Below are 15,217 nucleotides of genomic sequence, written 5' to 3'. Positions count from 1 at the left end.
CGTTCTTCCTTACTGCACCACCACCGTGCCCGGCTTGTTGGCTATCCGATCCGCCATGGTCTGGATCGAGTCGGTGCGCAGAATATATAGCCGCTTCAGCGTATAGGGATTATCCCCCGGTTTCACCTTGCCCTGCACCGTGGTCACCGCCAGATGGAAACCGGCATCCTGCGCCGCCTGGATCGCCCGCTGGTTATAGCCGCCGAACGGGTACGACAGATACAGCACGTGCGGGTTGAACTGCGACAGCGCGCGGCGCGAACGCTCAAAATCGAACTCGATATTGTGCAGCGAACGGCTCAGCAAAATCGGCTGACGATTGCCGTCGGTGCGGTGCAGGAAGTGGGTGTGCGACTGCACGTCGAACACGTCCTGAATCTGCTTCAGCTCCGAGACGCTCATAAACTGCAGCGAGTCCGGGTTCCATTTCTGCGGGTGGCGTTTGATGCGCGAAGAGATGATGAACGCCGTCGCGCGGAAACCGTAATCCTTCAGCACCGGGTAAGCGTAGCGATAAACCGACTTCAGCCCGTCGTCGAAGGTCAGCACGATCGCCTTGCCCGGCAGGTTGATCTGGTTCTTCAGGTAGGCTTCCAGCTGATACAGCGAAATGGTGTCGTAACCCGCCTGCTTCAGGTAGGTCATCTGGTTGCTGAACGCCACGTCAGAGGTGGTGGTCGAGGTGTGGCGGAAGCGTTTGTTCTCTTCGTTTTTCAGCAGGTGGTGGTAAGTCAGCACCGGGATGCCGTTATCGATTTCGCAGTCCAACTCACTGACGAACCCCAGCCGATCGCCGATGTTGACCTCGTACCAGGTGTTGTTCAGCCGGTCCTTCAGCTTGCCGATGATCGGATAGCGCAGGTTGCCTTCCAGCGTGCCGAAGACCTCGCTGTCCTTGTCCGCCGCGGTGTAAACGTCGATCGTTTTTTGGGTGATCAGGTTCTGGTTGGTCAGCGGTTTGTTCAGCTCGCCCAGATCGTCTTGCACCTTGCGCGATTTCTTCAGCTCACGCACGTCGTCTTTATCGATAAAGCCGGTACCGTGCCCGAATTTGAATTCGTAGTACTCCGCATCCGCCGGGAACACCTGGATCAGCTGCCCGCGCTTCACTTCCCCGACCGGGATCACATGCTCGCCCACCAACGCATAGACTTCGCTGTCGCGCTGCGCTTCCATGTATTCAGATTTAACCGCGCTGTCTTCCGACAGCAGATTCGCCAGGCTCACAGGGGAAACCAACGACATCAGAATGCCGAGTAACCCAGCCGCTAACTTGTATTGAGGCCGCATGATGATGTTCTGCTTACGAGTGCGTAATGACAAAAGTGAAGGAAATGTGGAGCGCCAGCATAGCACGATTTGAACAGCGGGGAACTAGCGGTTATCTGAGCAATTCTATTGATTTACGCGCCGCCTGCGCCAAATCAAGAAAAGCGCCCCCGCCGGGAAAGCGGGGGCGCGATACGATCAGCTGCGCAGGCCGCGGCCGCGCTCGATCAGATACCAGGACAGCAGGTAGAACACCGCGATAAACGCCACCAGCACCGCCATGGTGAACGCCAGCGGCACATCGTTGATGCCGAGGAAACCGTAGCGGAACCCGCTGATCATATAGACGATGGGGTTGAGCTTGGACACCGCCTGCCAGAATGGCGGCAGCAGCGACAGCGAGTAAAACACCCCGCCCAGGTAGGTCAGCGGCGTCAGGACGAAGGTCGGGATCAGGCTGATGTCGTCGAAGGTGGTGGCGAACACCGCGTTGATCAGCCCCGCCAGCGAGAACAGGATCGCCGTCAACAACAGCGTCAGCGCAATCACCCACCAGGCGTGTACCTGCAGCGGTACGAAGAACAGCGAGATGATGGTCACCAGCACGCCGACGCAGATACCGCGCGCCACGCCGCCGCCGACATAGCCGGCGATCACCACGTGGGTCGGCACCGGCGCCACCAGCAGTTCTTCAATGTTGCGCTGGAACTTGGCGCTGAAGAACGACGAGGCGACGTTGGCGTAAGAGTTGGTGATCACCGCCATCATGATAAGGCCGGGCACGATGAACTGCATGTAGCTGAAGCCGTGCATATCGCCGATGCGCGAGCCGATCAGATTGCCGAAGATGATGAAATACAGCGTCATGGTGATCACCGGCGGCACCAGGGTCTGGATCCAGATGCGCGCGAAGCGGTTCACCTCTTTGGCCCAGATGCTCTGCAAGGCCACCCAATACAAACGCGTCATGCTTTTTCTCCATTGCCGTTAACCAGGGTGACAAACAGCTCTTCCAGGCGGTTCGCCTTATTACGCATGCTCAGCACCTGCACGCCCTGTGCGCTCAGCTGGGCGAATAAACCGTTCAGCCCCTGCTCGCGCATCACCTCCACTTCCAGCGTGGAGGTATCCGTCAGGCGGCTGTGGTAACCGTCCAGCTTCGGCAGCGGGCTCTTCGCCGCCAGATCGAGGATAAAGGTTTCCGACTTCAGCTTGGCCAGCAGCCCCTTCATCGAGGTGTTTTCCACCAGCTCCCCGTTCTGGATGATACCGATGTTGCGGCACAGCATCTCCGCCTCTTCCAGATAGTGGGTGGTAAGGATAATGGTGGTGCCCTGGGCATTCAGCTCTTTCAGGAAGCCCCACATCGAACGGCGCAGCTCGATATCCACCCCGGCGGTCGGCTCATCGAGGATCAGCAGCTTCGGCTGATGCATCAACGCGCGGGCGATCATCAGGCGGCGCTTCATGCCGCCGGACAGCATGCGGGCGCGCTCGTTGCGCTTGCCCCACAGATCCAGCTGGTTGAGGTATTTTTCGGCGCGCGCCATCGCTTCACGCCGCGTAACGCCGTAGTAACCCGCCTGGTTCACCACGATCTGCAACACGGTCTCGAACGGGTTGAAGTTGAACTCCTGCGGCACCAGGCCGAGCTGGCGCTTGGCGTTGACGATGTCTTTATCGATGTCGTAACCGAACACCCGCACGCTGCCGGCGGTTTTGTTCACCAGCGAGCTGATGATGCCGATGGTGGTGGATTTACCGGCGCCGTTTGGCCCCAAAAGGGCATAAAAGTCCCCCGCCTCGACGCTCAGGTCGATGCCGCGCAGCGCCTTGACGCCACCGGCGTAAGTCTTGGTCAACTGCGCTAATTCCAGTGCATAATTCATATGTAAAATAGTACCTTATGACGATGAGTATGCCGCCGCGCCCCTGTCTGCGAGGCTTGAAACAATAACGATAATCCTAGCATCGGCGACGTTTCCACTGAGTCGAATCCGTGCGGAAAATGAGGTTGCACCACTGTTCCGATTTCCAAATTGTGACGCTTACCCTATATTACCCCAACGCAATCTGTTCGTTACGAGTCAATAACCTCCATGAAAGAAATCGAAGAGCTTATCGCCAACAACCATGCCTGGTCGGCCAATATCAGTCAGGAAGACCCGGAATTTTTTGAACGTTTAGCCCAGGCGCAAAAGCCCCGTTTCTTATGGATTGGTTGCTCTGACAGCCGCGTTCCCGCCGAACGCTTGACCGGCCTCGAGCCGGGTGAACTGTTCGTCCATCGCAACGTGGCGAACCTCGTTATCCATACCGATCTTAACTGCCTGTCGGTGGTGCAGTATGCGGTAGATGTGCTGGAAGTCGAACACATCATCATCTGCGGCCACCTGGGCTGCGGCGGCGTGCAGGCGGCGGTGGAAAACCCGGAGCTGGGGTTGATCGACAACTGGCTGCTGCACATTCGCGATCTGTGGTACAAGCACAGCTCGCTGCTGGGCGAGCTGCCGCCGGAGCAGCGTTTCGACATGCTGTGCAAGATCAACGTCATTGAGCAGGTGTACAACCTGGGCCACTCCACCATCATGCAGTCCGCCTGGAAGCGCGGCCAGAAGGTGATGATCCACGGTTGGGTATACGGCATTCAGGACGGCCGTCTGCGCGATATGGAAGTGCTGGCGACCAGCCGCGAGAGCCTGGAGATGGGCTACCGCAAAGCGATAGCCAAACTGAAGCAGGATAAAGGCATCTAACCCCGCCGCGGGCGCGGCAGGCCGCGCCCCACATCAATTACTCGTCCAGCAGCACCACTTTGCCGACGTACGGCAGGTGACGGTAGCGCTGAGCGTAGTCGATGCCATACCCCACCACGAACTCATCCGGGATCGAGAAGCCGACATATTCGACCGGCACCTGCACTTCACGGCGCTCAGGCTTGTCCAGCAAGGTGCAAATCGCCAGCGATTTCGGCCCGCGCAGCGCCAAAATCTCGCGCACTTTGTTCAGCGTGTTGCCGGAATCGATGATGTCTTCCACGATCAGTACGTCTTTGCCGCGAATGTCTTCGTCCAGATCCTTGAGGATCTTCACGTCGCGGGTGGTGGACATGCCGCTGCCGTAGCTGGAGGCAGTCATAAAGTCGACTTCGTGCGGCACGTCGATCGCGCGGCAGAGATCGGCCATGAACATGAAGGAGCCGCGCAGCAGCCCAACCAGCACCATGTCGCTGCCGCTGTCGCGGTAATGTTCGGTGATCTGGCGGCCAAGTTCGGCGATACGGGTCTTAACTTCCTGCTCGGAAATCATTACGTCTACAGTGTGTTTCATAGTATTCAGGTCAGTTGCCGGAAGAAAGGCGCAGAGTTTAGCATAGGCCGTTACGACTTGCCTCTCTCCCGGACAGGGGAGTTTTCTTTATTAAGGGTATTCCTGACGAGCGTGCAGGACACTCACTATTTCAATATGTGCAGCCAGCACGCGATAAACCACAATGTAATTAGGATGAACAACCATTTCACGAGTCCCGTTCACCCTGCCTGGCCTGAATAGATAAGGATGTTCCGCTAACGGGATAACCGACTCTTCAATGCGTTGCAACAAAGCCTCTGCGGCAAGTGGATTTCGCTCAGCGATAAAAGCCAGCAGCGTATATAAACCCGTTTTTGCTTCGTCAGTCCATTTGACGGTTAACATAAGGGTCAGGCCGATTTTCTTTTGGCTTTCGCCTGCTCGATAATGTGACGAGCGCCGGCCATGACTTCGTCATGGGGAATACGGGGGGAGTCGCTATTGATGGAAGATTCCACGGTGCTTCTGAACCAACGATCGTAGCTATCAGCCTGCTCTTGAGTCTCAAACTCAGAAACGATGGGATCCAATTTTGTCGGCATGACGCACTCCTCAACAGCTGATATTTTAATCAGTATAACGGCTTCCTTTCATTGAACCAAGCGGTGGCGACGCGAGCGCGCCACCACCGGAGCACCGGGCCGCCATCAATCGGCGACGGTGAAGCCCATCATCATGCCGGTATCTTCATGTTCCAACAGGTGGCAGTGGGCCATGTACGCATGTTCGCTGCTGGCCGGATGGTCAAAACGCACCAGCACTTCACTGCGCCATCCTTCGACGCGCACCGTGTCCTTCCAGCCGCTGCGATGCGCCGCCGGCGGTTTGCCGTTTTCCGACAAGATGCGGAACTGGGTGCCGTGAATGTGGAACGGGTGCAACATCATGTCGCCCTCGCCGGAAATGGTCCACTTTTCATACTGGCCCCGTTTGGCAGCGAACATCGGCTTGGTCATATCGAAGGCCTTGCCGTTGATCATATTGCCGTGGCTGAAATCGAACGGTTTGGCTTTGCCCTGCGCGCCACCGTGATCCATCCCGGCCATATTGCCATGATCCATGCCCTTCATGTTACCCATGTTGCCCATGTTGCCCATGTTGCCCATGTTGCCATGGTCCATGCCCTGCATGCCGCCCTTCTCCATGCCTTTCATGTTGCCATGGTCCATGCTCTGCATGCCGCCCTTCTCCATGCCTTTCATATCTGCGCCGCCCGTCGCGCCATGATTCATGCTCATGCCGGCCATCGCCTGGTGACCATAGCGGTCCATCAGCGCCTGCATACCGAGCATATCCATCTGCGGATCCATCATCAGCTGCAGCCAACGCTCCTGGATGCCGGTGGTGGCAGGCAACGTCGGCAGCTTCACCAGGCTGTCCGGCATGGTTTTGATGCCCTGCGCCAGCGACGGCTGAATGCGCAACACCGGCAGCGCTTGATCGAACGGCGCCAGCGTCATGCCCATCTGCTTCACCGGCAGCGTCACGATATCGAACGCTTTCCCATCCGAGGCATCGACCAGCACTTCAAAGCGTTCGCCCATCAGCATCGGCAGCTCGGTCAGTTTCACCGGCTCCGCCAGGAAACCGCCGTCGCTGGCGATGACATACAGCGGGCGGTTGTCACTGGCCGCCAGATTCAGCGAGCGGGCGTTGCAGCCGTTGAGGAAACGCAGGCGCAGCCAACCGCGCGGCGCCAAATGTTGTGGATACTGCGCGCCGTTGGTGAACATGCGATCGCCAAACCAGCCCACCGCCGCACTCATCACGTCCAGGCGGTATTCGATCTGCGCGTCTTTGCCCAGCCGCTTATCCTGCAGGATCACCGGAATATCATCCTGTCCCCAGGTTTTCGGCAGCGGCAGTTTGGCGCTCTCTTCGTCTTCCAGCAGCACCAGCCCCGCCAGCCCCATCATGACCTGGCTGCCGGTTTTACCGTGCGTATGCGGGTGGAACCAGCAGGTGGCCGCCGGTTGATCGACGGTGAAATTCACCGTGCGCGTCGCGCCGGGATGAATCAATGCCTGCGGGCCACCATCGACGTCACCGGGAATCTCCAGGCCGTGCCAGTGGACGGTGCTGGCCTCCGCCAGGCTGTTTTTGATATCAACCGTTACCGGCTGGCCACGCTGCAGCTTCACCGCCGGCCCGAGCAGCGCGCCGTTGAATCCCCAGGTTTTGGTGGCTGCGCCGGGCAACCAGCGGGTTTCCCCCGCCTGCAGCGCCAGCGCAATCTTTCCCTGCGCGTCCGGCGTCAACAGCGGCGGTACCGGCAGGGCCGGCCGATCGGCCGCCCAGGCGGCCCGGCTCCATAACGGCAATGCGCTCGCGGCGCCCAGCGCGGCGGTTAATTTAATAAAATCACGGCGTAACATCGCTGACTCCCTTTTCTCAGTGACATAACTCAATGCCGCCAGCCTAAACCTTCCCCCTGGCGGAAGGTCAAGCCTTTCCTGGCGGTATTTTAAGCTATGCCTCACAATCAAGAGAGCGCCATTGACGAACGCAAGGCCGCGCCCAGCGGCAATAAAATTTGGTGCCTTTACAGGCAAGTGTGGTAACGTCTGCAAACGACAAACAGGCCTATTTCATGATGAAAAAAACAACGTTATCGATGCTGTTGCTGGCGATGCTGGGCTTCTCCAACGCCAGTCTGGCGCTGAATGAATCCGAGGCGGAAGATCTGGCCGATCTGACGGCGGTATTTATTTATTTGAAAAATGATTGCGGCTACAACGATTTGCCAAATGCGCAAATCAAACGCGCCATCGTCTATTTCGCGCAACAAAACCGCTGGGATTTGAGCAACTACAACAGCTTCAATATGAAGGCGCTGGGCGAAGACAGCTACCGCGATCTCAGCGGCATCGCCATTCCAACGCCTAAAAAATGCAAATCGCTGGCGCGCGACTCTTTGAGCCTGCTGGCCTACGCCAACTAATTTCCCCCCTTCTCCCGCCCGCCTAACGCTCTCTCTGTCTGAAATTCAACCGTGCATCGCCAGGCAGAGTTAGCTATGATGTTGCGCCGATTTTTCATGGCTGTTATTACGGAGTTTCCCGCACATGACCCAGAAAGAAATTTGGTACGAAACGCTGCATACGGGCTTCGGCCAGTACTTCTCGGTAGAGAAAGTGCTGTACCGCGAGAAGACCGATCATCAGGATCTGGTGATCTTCGAGAACCCGGTGCTGGGGCGCGTGATGGCGCTCGACGGCGTGGTGCAAACCACCGAGCGTGACGAGTTCATCTATCACGAAATGCTGACCCACGTGCCGCTGCTGGCGCACGGCGCGGCGAAGAAAGTGCTGATCATCGGCGGCGGCGACGGCGGCATGCTGCGCGAAGTCAGCCGGCACCCTGGCGTGGAGCAGATCACCATGGTCGAAATCGACGCCGGCGTCGTCGAGTTCTGCCGCCAATACCTGCCCAACCACAGCGCCGGCGCCTATGACGATCCGCGCTTCAAGCTGGTGATCGACGACGGCGTCAACTTCGTGAACCAAACCGACGAAACCTTCGATGTGATCATCTCCGACTGCACCGATCCGATCGGCCCCGGCGAAAGCCTGTTCACCTCGGCGTTTTATGAAGGCTGCGCCCGCTGCCTGAATGAGGGCGGCATTTTCGTCGCGCAAAACGGCGTCTGTTTCCTGCAGCAGGACGAAGCGGTCAACAGCCACACCAAACTGAGCGGCTACTTTAGCGACGTCAGCTTCTATCAGGCAGCGATCCCTACCTATTACGGCGGCATCATGACCTTTGCCTGGGCAAGCCAGAACCCGGCGCTGCGCCAGCTCGATCTGCCTACTCTGCAACAGCGCTTTAACCAAAGCGGTCTACACTGCCGTTATTACAACCCGGCAATTCACGTCGGCAGCTTTGCCCTGCCGCAATATTTGCTCAATGCCCTGAACGTAACACGTTAAGCGAGAAGATAAAGGAGGTGGCCCAAATTGCATAAGCTAAAACTGCACGGCTTCAACAACCTGACTAAGAGCCTGAGTTTTTGTATTTACGATATTTGTTACGCCAAGACCGCGGACGATCGCGACGGCTATATCGCCTACATTGACGAACAATATAATGCCAACCGGCTGACCGAGATCCTGAGCGAGACCTGCTCTATCATCGGCGCCAATATTCTGAACATCGCACGTCAGGACTACGAGCCGCAGGGCGCCAGCGTCACCATCCTGGTCAGCGAAGAGCCGATCGATCCGAAAGACGTCGATACGTCGGAACATCCCGGCCCGCTGCCAAACACGGTCGTTGCGCACCTGGACAAGAGCCACATCTGCGTACACACCTACCCGGAAAGCCATCCGGAAGGCGGGCTGTGCACCTTTCGCGCCGATATCGAAGTCTCGACCTGCGGCGTCATTTCGCCCCTCAAGGCGCTGAACTACTTAATTCACCAGCTGGAATCCGACATCGTCACCATGGACTACCGCGTGCGCGGTTTCACCCGCGACGTGAACGGCGTGAAACATTACATCGATCACGAGATCAATTCGATCCAGAACTTTATGTCGGAAGACATCAAGGCGCTGTACCACATGATGGACGTGAACGTTTACCAGGAAAATATCTTCCATACCAAGATGTTGCTGAAGGATTTCGATCTGAAGCATTACCTGTTCAATGCGGCACCGGAAGCGCTGAGCGCCGTCGAACGCAAACAGATCACCGATCTGTTATGGAAAGAGATGCAGGAAATCTATTACGGCCGCAATATCCCGCCTCTATGATGGAAAGGGCGCGGCACGCCGCGCCCTGATGCTTAGTATTTCAGCATGAAAGAACGATAGGCCTTCAACACCAGCAGGAAGTCCTCAACGCCGCAGAATGAGAGGCTTTCTTCGTCGTAGTAGTTCATCCCCTCTTCCATTTCATCGCCTTCGAACTCCAGCTGATTGGCGCGGATCATCACTTCTTCACCATCCATCAACAGCGTATATTCATGGCCTTCCAGCTGCCATTGACGCTCGCTGCCTTTGACCTCGGCCGCACCGGCTTCTATGCGGTCCAGCAGGTTGAAATCGCCTTTGACTTCTTCGTTGATCCAGTGGCCAATCGCTTCATGCCCCATCGAAAATCTGACGATCACCTGACCGGTAACGTCACGCAGAAATTCGTAATCCATAGCATGCCCTCCTGAGCCCTTTTTCTTAGTGTAAACATAAATTGATTGCTAACTCAGTGAGCGCTCGCAAAGTTGGCAACTCGGCAAAATAAAACCTTGGCGGCGCGCAATATAGCGGCTTGCGGCGGCGATGGGAAGACGCCGGCCGCGATCCCTCAAGGAAAGCGAAGCGGTGCCTCATCGCCGCGCGGCGCATGCCCGCCATGCGAAAAGTCGGCCGACAATCCGCCGATCGCCGGTTATTTATTTGAATCATGTAGATACCGTGGAGATGTATGTCACGATTTTATCGGGATTATGATTTCCCTTTAAAATAAATAAGTTACTGATTCCTGGCGCGACGCGACTTTATTGACATCCCCTCAATATCGATTAGCTTTTAAATAAAGGAGCTCTAATTATGTTCACCAGCGGCCAGAGGTGTTCTCACCTCATTCATACCTATCACCACGATCAGGATGTGTGCCATGAAATACATAACCTCCATTATCGCACTGAGCATGATGTTCTCTGCATCGGCGTTCGCCGCCAAACAAATCACCCTTGAAGAATCCGCCAACTACACCAAACTCGGCGATCTCTCCATTCAGCAGACCGGCGTGCCTACCGTCGGCCATAAATATATTTCCTCAGAGGTTGATAAGAAATGTAATGAACTCAGCGGACTGGATGGGAAAGACTGCTTCTATCGCATCATCTCCGCCACCGGGCAAGAGAGCGATCACAAAGATATCCACGTGGAAATATTCAAAAAATAGCGGGCAGGCTTTGAACGTAAAATAAAAAAACGGGGCCCTGGAAAGGGCCCCGCTGCTTGGGATTGACGCTGAATTAAACCGCGGTCTGGAAGATCACGCCGTCGGCTTTTTCGGTGTACTGCCCCAGCTGATCAAAGTTCAGATAGCGGTAGGTATCCGCCGCCGTCTTGTCGACCTGCGCCATATAGGTCTGGTACTCGTCCGGCGTCGGCAGGCGGCCCAGCAGGGACGCAACCGCAGCCAGTTCGGCAGACGCCAGATAGACGTTGGCACCGGTGCCCAGACGGTTCGGGAAGTTACGGGTCGAGGTGGAGACCACCGTCGCACCGTCCGCCACGCGAGCCTGGTTGCCCATGCACAGCGAACAGCCCGGGATCTCGATGCGCGCCCCGCTCTTGCCGAAGACGCTGTAGTAGCCTTCTTCGGTCAGCTGAGCCGCGTCCATCTTGGTTGGCGGCGCCACCCACAGACGGGTCGGCAGCTGGCCCTTGTGCTGATCCAGCAGCTTGCCGGCCGCGCGGAAGTGGCCGATGTTGGTCATGCAAGAACCGATGAACACTTCATCGATTTTGCTGTTGGCCACGTCAGACAGCAGACGTGCATCGTCAGGATCGTTCGGCGCGCACAGGATCGGCTCTTTGATCTCGTTCAGATCGATGTCGATCACCGCCGCGTATTCCGCATCCGCATCGCCTTCCAGCAGTTGCGGATCCGCCAGCCATTTTTCCATACCCTGAATACGGCGTTCCAGCGTACGGCGATCGCCGTAGCCTTCGGAGATCATCCACTTCAGCAACACGATGTTGGAGTTCAGGTACTCTTCGATCGGCGCTTTGTCCAGCTTGATGGTACAACCGGCGGCGGAACGTTCGGCGGACGCATCGGTCAGCTCAAACGCCTGCTCGACCTTCAGATCCGGCAGGCCTTCGATCTCCAGAATACGGCCGGAGAAGATGTTTTTCTTGCCCTTCTTCTCGACGGTCAGCAAGCCTTGCTGGATCGCGTAGTAAGGGATGGCGTGCACCAGATCGCGCAGGGTAATGCCCGGCTGCATTTTGCCTTTGAAGCGCACCAGCACCGACTCAGGCATATCCAGCGGCATCACGCCGGTCGCGGCGGCAAACGCCACCAGGCCGGAACCGGCCGGGAAGGAGATGCCGATCGGGAAGCGGGTGTGGGAATCGCCACCGGTGCCGACGGTGTCAGGCAGCAGCATGCGGTTCAACCAGGAGTGGATCACGCCGTCGCCCGGACGCAGCGAGACGCCGCCGCGGTTCATGATGAAGTCAGGCAGCGTGTGGTGCGTGGTCACGTCGACCGGTTTCGGGTACGCGGCGGTGTGGCAGAACGACTGCATGACCAGATCGGCGGAGAAGCCGAGGCAGGCCAGGTCTTTCAGCTCATCGCGGGTCATCGGGCCGGTGGTGTCCTGAGAACCGACGGAGGTCATCTTCGGTTCGCAGTACTCGCCAGGGCGAATGCCGGCGACGCCGCAGGCGCGGCCGACCATTTTCTGCGCCAGCGAGAAGCCTTTGCTGCTGGCGGCAACCGGCTTGGCGATACGGAACACGTCGCTGTGCGGCAGACCTAGCGCTTCGCGTGCCTTGGTGGTCAGGCCGCGGCCGATGATCAGCGGGATACGGCCGCCGGCGCGCACTTCATCCAGCAGCACGTCGGTTTTCAGCTCGAAGTTGGCGATCAGCGCGCCGGTTTCGTGGTTGCGCACTTCACCTTTGTACGGGTAAACGTCGATCACGTCGCCCATGTTCAGCTCGGACACGTCCACTTCGATCGGCAACGCGCCGGCATCTTCCATGGTGTTGAAGAAGATAGGCGCAATCTTGCCGCCCAGCACCACGCCGCCGCCGCGCTTGTTCGGCACGTGCGGGATGTCGTCGCCCATAAACCACAGCACGGAGTTGGTAGCGGATTTACGGGAAGAACCGGTGCCGACCACGTCGCCGACGTAGGCCAGCGGGAAGCCTTTCTTGTTCAGCAGCTCGATCTGTTTGATCGGGCCGACGCTGCCCGGCTGATCCGGCACGATGCCTTCACGTTCGTTTTTCAGCATCGCCAGCGCGTGCAGCGGGATGTCCGGGCGCGACCAGGCGTCCGGCGCCGGGGAAAGGTCGTCGGTGTTGGTTTCGCCGGTGACTTTGAACACGGTGACGGTGATCTTTTCCGCCAGCTCAGGGCGCGACAGGTACCATTCGGCGTCGGCCCAGGACTGCATGATCTGCTTGGCGTGTGGGTTACCGGCCTTGGCCTTCTCTTCCACGTCGTAGAAGTTGTCGAACATCAGCAGCGTGTGGGACAGCGCTTTCGCGGCGATAGGCGCCAGCGTTTCGTTGTCCAGCGCTTCGATCAGCGGGTGAATGTTATAGCCGCCCTGCATGGTGCCTAACAGTTCAATGGCTTTCTCGGGGGTAACCAGGGGGGATGTCGCTTCGCCTTTGCCGATGGCCGCCAGGAAACCTGCTTTGACGTAGGCGGCTTCGTCGACGCCCGGTGGAACACGGTTAATCAGCAGGTCTAACAGGAATTCTTCTTCGCCTTTTGGCGGATTCTTCAGTAGTTCGACCAGCGCGGCCATTTGGGTGGCGTCTAGCGGCTTAGGGGCGATGCCCTCAGCAGCACGCTCGGCTACGTGCTTACGGTATTCTTCTAGCACGACGTTCTCCTCGCTCTCATTGTCATTTATTGTGCCTGGCGTATATGCAAACCGGGTTTATACCCTTGGGGTTTCACTCTGTGGCTAGGCGATCGGCCCGTAAAGGCCCCGAAACGGTGATTGGGGCAAACAAGCACGGTCAAACAGCGTTACAGCATGAAAGACTGATGGGTAGAGCGCACGGCGATATAGATGCCATCTATCCTGACGGGGCACTGCTGTCGATGTCCTGGACTGTAAGGTACAGTGCCCGGTTCCGCTCAGCCAGCATATCAGGATTTGAAACGGTTGTTAATTCGTTCACATAAAAGCAACATTAAATCTTTGCTGAATCGTTGAGCGCAGCGTAATCGGCTGCCGGACTAGCAGGGCATTATATCCATATAATTAGAGTGGATATAAGCAGGGGGATCGGAATTTGGCGCAGCGGCCACAAAAATACCGCTTTCTGAGTTTGAGCAAAAAAAAACGGCCCCTTTTCAGGAGCCGCTGGTTAACCGGTCAAGCCAGCAGAATTACTTCTTCTTGGCTTTCGGGTTAGGCAGGTCGGTGATGCTGCCTTCGTAGATTTCCGCCGCCAGGCCCACGGATTCGTGCAGGGTCGGGTGAGCGTGGATGGTCAGCGCGATGTCTTCCGCGTCGCAGCCCATCTCGATAGCCAGACCGATTTCACCCAGCAGCTCGCCGCCGTTGGTGCCGACAATCGCGCCACCGATGATGCGATGAGTTTCTTTGTCGAAGATCAGTTTGGTCATGCCGTCTGCACAGTCGGAAGCGATCGCACGGCCGGAAGCCGCCCACGGGAAGGTGGAGGTTTCGTAGCTGATGCCTTTCTCTTTCGCTTCTTTCTCGGTCAGACCCACCCATGCCACTTCCGGCTCGGTGTAAGCGATGGATGGGATCACTTTCGGATCGAAGTAGTGCTTCATGCCGGCGATAACTTCCGCGGCAACGTGGCCTTCGTGCACGCCTTTGTGCGCCAGCATCGGCTGACCGACGATGTCGCCGATAGCGAAGATGTGCGGCACGTTGGTGCGCAGCTGTTTGTCGACGTTGATGAAGCCACGCTCGTCAACTTCAACACCGGCTTTGCCGGCATCCAGCAGTTTGCCGTTCGGCACGCGGCCGATCGCCACCAGCACCGCGTCGTAACGCTGTGGTTCTGCCGGCGCTTTTTTACCTTCCATCGTGACGTAGATGCCGTCTTCTTTGGCTTCTACCGCGGTCACTTTGGTTTCCAGCATCAGGTTGAACTGCTTGCTGATACGTTTGGTGAAGACTTTCACCACGTCTTTATCTGCCGCCGGGATGACCTGATCGAACATTTCAACGACGTCGATCTGTGAACCCAAAGCATGGTATACGGTGCCCATTTCCAGGCCGATGATGCCGCCGCCCATAACCAGCAGACGCTCTGGGACGGTTTTCAGTTCCAGCGCATCGGTAGAATCCCACACGCGTGGATCTTCATGAGGAATGAATGGCAGTTGGATCGGACGAGAACCTGCAGCGATGATGGCGTTGTCGAAGTTGATGGTGGTTGGGCCGTTTTCGCCTTCCACAACCAGGGTGTTAGCGCCGGTGAACTTGCCCAGGCCGTTGACCACTTTCACTTTACGGCCTTTCGCCATGCCAGCCAGACCGCCGGTCAGCTGAGTGATGACTTTTTCTTTCCAGACGCGCACTTTGTCGATGTCGGTTTTCGGCTCGCCGAAAACGATGCCGTGTTCGGCCAACGCTTTGGCTTCTTCGATCACTTTGGCAACGTGCAGCAGTGCTTTGGAAGGGATACATCCCACGTTCAGGCAAACCCCGCCCAGAGTGGAATAACGTTCAACCAGAACGGTTTCAAGACCTAAGTCAGCGCAACGAAAGGCTGCAGAGTAACCTGCCGGGCCCGCCCCAAGTACCACGACCTGAGTTTTAATTTCAGTACTCATCATGACCTCTTAATTGATTGTCCGGCGGGTCAGACGTCATTTTTATTGCTAATCGATCTCATAACGCCCTTCATCCACCGGG

15 protein-coding genes are annotated in these 15,217 nt (G+C 57.3%); 5 read left to right on the top strand and 10 right to left on the bottom strand.

Annotated features, from left to right (window positions below; all coding sequences use genetic code 11):
* Positions 1-9: 9 nt before the first annotated feature.
* From ACJ8QI_RS18735 to ACJ8QI_RS18725, 3 genes are all read right to left on the bottom strand, one after another.
* Positions 10-1,290: a polysaccharide deacetylase family protein gene (locus ACJ8QI_RS18735; protein ID WP_055311947.1), complete on the bottom strand. Its 1,281-nt coding sequence runs from the start codon at positions 1,288-1,290 to the stop codon at positions 10-12.
* A 177-nt stretch (positions 1,291-1,467) separates the two neighbouring features.
* The gene (locus tag ACJ8QI_RS18730; protein ID WP_004937535.1) at positions 1,468-2,238 is read right to left on the bottom strand and encodes an ABC transporter permease; all 771 of its coding nucleotides are present in this window, start codon (positions 2,236-2,238) and stop codon (positions 1,468-1,470) included.
* Positions 2,235-3,158: an ABC transporter ATP-binding protein gene (locus ACJ8QI_RS18725; protein WP_015379030.1), complete on the bottom strand. Its 924-nt coding sequence runs from the start codon at positions 3,156-3,158 to the stop codon at positions 2,235-2,237. Before ACJ8QI_RS18725 ends, ACJ8QI_RS18730 begins: the two co-directional genes overlap by 4 nt.
* Positions 3,159-3,368: 210 nt before the next feature.
* On the opposite strand from ACJ8QI_RS18725, the gene can reads away from it, so the two are divergent.
* A complete protein-coding gene (can, locus tag ACJ8QI_RS18720) occupies positions 3,369-4,025 on the top strand; it encodes a carbonate dehydratase (RefSeq protein ID WP_049200096.1) in 657 nt (218 codons plus the stop codon).
* Positions 4,026-4,062: 37 nt separating this feature from the next.
* Here the strand turns inward: can and hpt are convergent, their stop codons facing one another.
* From hpt to cueO, 4 genes are all read right to left on the bottom strand, one after another.
* Positions 4,063-4,599, bottom strand: a complete 537-nt coding sequence (hpt, locus tag ACJ8QI_RS18715; RefSeq protein ID WP_048234659.1) for a hypoxanthine phosphoribosyltransferase — start codon at positions 4,597-4,599, stop codon at positions 4,063-4,065.
* A gap of 90 nt (positions 4,600-4,689) precedes the next feature.
* Positions 4,690-4,965 carry a type II toxin-antitoxin system RelE/ParE family toxin gene (locus ACJ8QI_RS18710; protein ID WP_049208401.1) on the bottom strand — a complete coding sequence of 92 codons (276 nt, stop codon included), beginning with the start codon at positions 4,963-4,965 and terminating at the stop codon, positions 4,690-4,692.
* 5 nt (positions 4,966-4,970) lie between these two features.
* Entirely contained in the window at positions 4,971-5,162 is a 192-nt protein-coding gene (gene relB / locus ACJ8QI_RS18705) for a type II toxin-antitoxin system RelB family antitoxin (protein ID WP_049200097.1), read from the bottom strand.
* Positions 5,163-5,267: 105 nt separating this feature from the next.
* Entirely contained in the window at positions 5,268-6,995 is a 1,728-nt protein-coding gene (cueO, locus tag ACJ8QI_RS18700) for a multicopper oxidase CueO (RefSeq protein WP_442532931.1), read from the bottom strand.
* Positions 6,996-7,213: 218 nt separating this feature from the next.
* Between cueO and ACJ8QI_RS18695 the strand changes: the two genes are divergently transcribed.
* From ACJ8QI_RS18695 to speD, 3 genes are all read left to right on the top strand, one after another.
* Positions 7,214-7,561 carry a YacC family pilotin-like protein gene (locus tag ACJ8QI_RS18695; RefSeq protein ID WP_004937515.1) on the top strand — a complete coding sequence of 116 codons (348 nt, stop codon included), beginning with the start codon at positions 7,214-7,216 and terminating at the stop codon, positions 7,559-7,561.
* A 124-nt stretch (positions 7,562-7,685) separates the two neighbouring features.
* Complete coding sequence (gene speE, locus ACJ8QI_RS18690; protein WP_442532930.1) at positions 7,686-8,549, top strand: polyamine aminopropyltransferase; 864 nt, start codon at positions 7,686-7,688, stop codon at positions 8,547-8,549.
* Between the two features lie 27 nt (positions 8,550-8,576).
* Positions 8,577-9,371 (top strand): adenosylmethionine decarboxylase, encoded by a 795-nt coding sequence (speD, locus tag ACJ8QI_RS18685; RefSeq protein WP_049200100.1) that lies wholly within the window; start codon positions 8,577-8,579, stop codon positions 9,369-9,371.
* 32 nt (positions 9,372-9,403) lie between these two features.
* Here the strand turns inward: speD and yacL are convergent, their stop codons facing one another.
* Positions 9,404-9,766: a protein YacL gene (gene yacL, locus ACJ8QI_RS18680; RefSeq protein WP_004937507.1), complete on the bottom strand. Its 363-nt coding sequence runs from the start codon at positions 9,764-9,766 to the stop codon at positions 9,404-9,406.
* Positions 9,767-10,233: 467 nt separating this feature from the next.
* Here yacL and ACJ8QI_RS18675 point away from each other — a divergent pair, with 467 nt between their 5' ends.
* Complete coding sequence (locus ACJ8QI_RS18675) at positions 10,234-10,524, top strand: hypothetical protein (protein ID WP_064291158.1); 291 nt, start codon at positions 10,234-10,236, stop codon at positions 10,522-10,524.
* A gap of 73 nt (positions 10,525-10,597) precedes the next feature.
* On the opposite strand, the gene acnB is transcribed toward ACJ8QI_RS18675, so the two are convergent.
* A complete protein-coding gene (gene acnB / locus ACJ8QI_RS18670) occupies positions 10,598-13,195 on the bottom strand; it encodes a bifunctional aconitate hydratase 2/2-methylisocitrate dehydratase (protein WP_442532929.1) in 2,598 nt (865 codons plus the stop codon).
* A 515-nt stretch (positions 13,196-13,710) separates the two neighbouring features.
* Positions 13,711-15,135: a dihydrolipoyl dehydrogenase gene (lpdA, locus tag ACJ8QI_RS18665; RefSeq protein ID WP_004937500.1), complete on the bottom strand. Its 1,425-nt coding sequence runs from the start codon at positions 15,133-15,135 to the stop codon at positions 13,711-13,713.
* Between the last annotated feature and the right edge of the window lie 82 nt (positions 15,136-15,217).

The organism is Serratia sp. CY84636, from assembly GCF_052166245.1.
GTDB classification, from domain to species: domain Bacteria; phylum Pseudomonadota; class Gammaproteobacteria; order Enterobacterales; family Enterobacteriaceae; genus Serratia; species Serratia nevei.
Note: the sequence above shows the minus strand (reverse complement) of the source record. Positions and strands in the feature narration are given on the sequence as shown.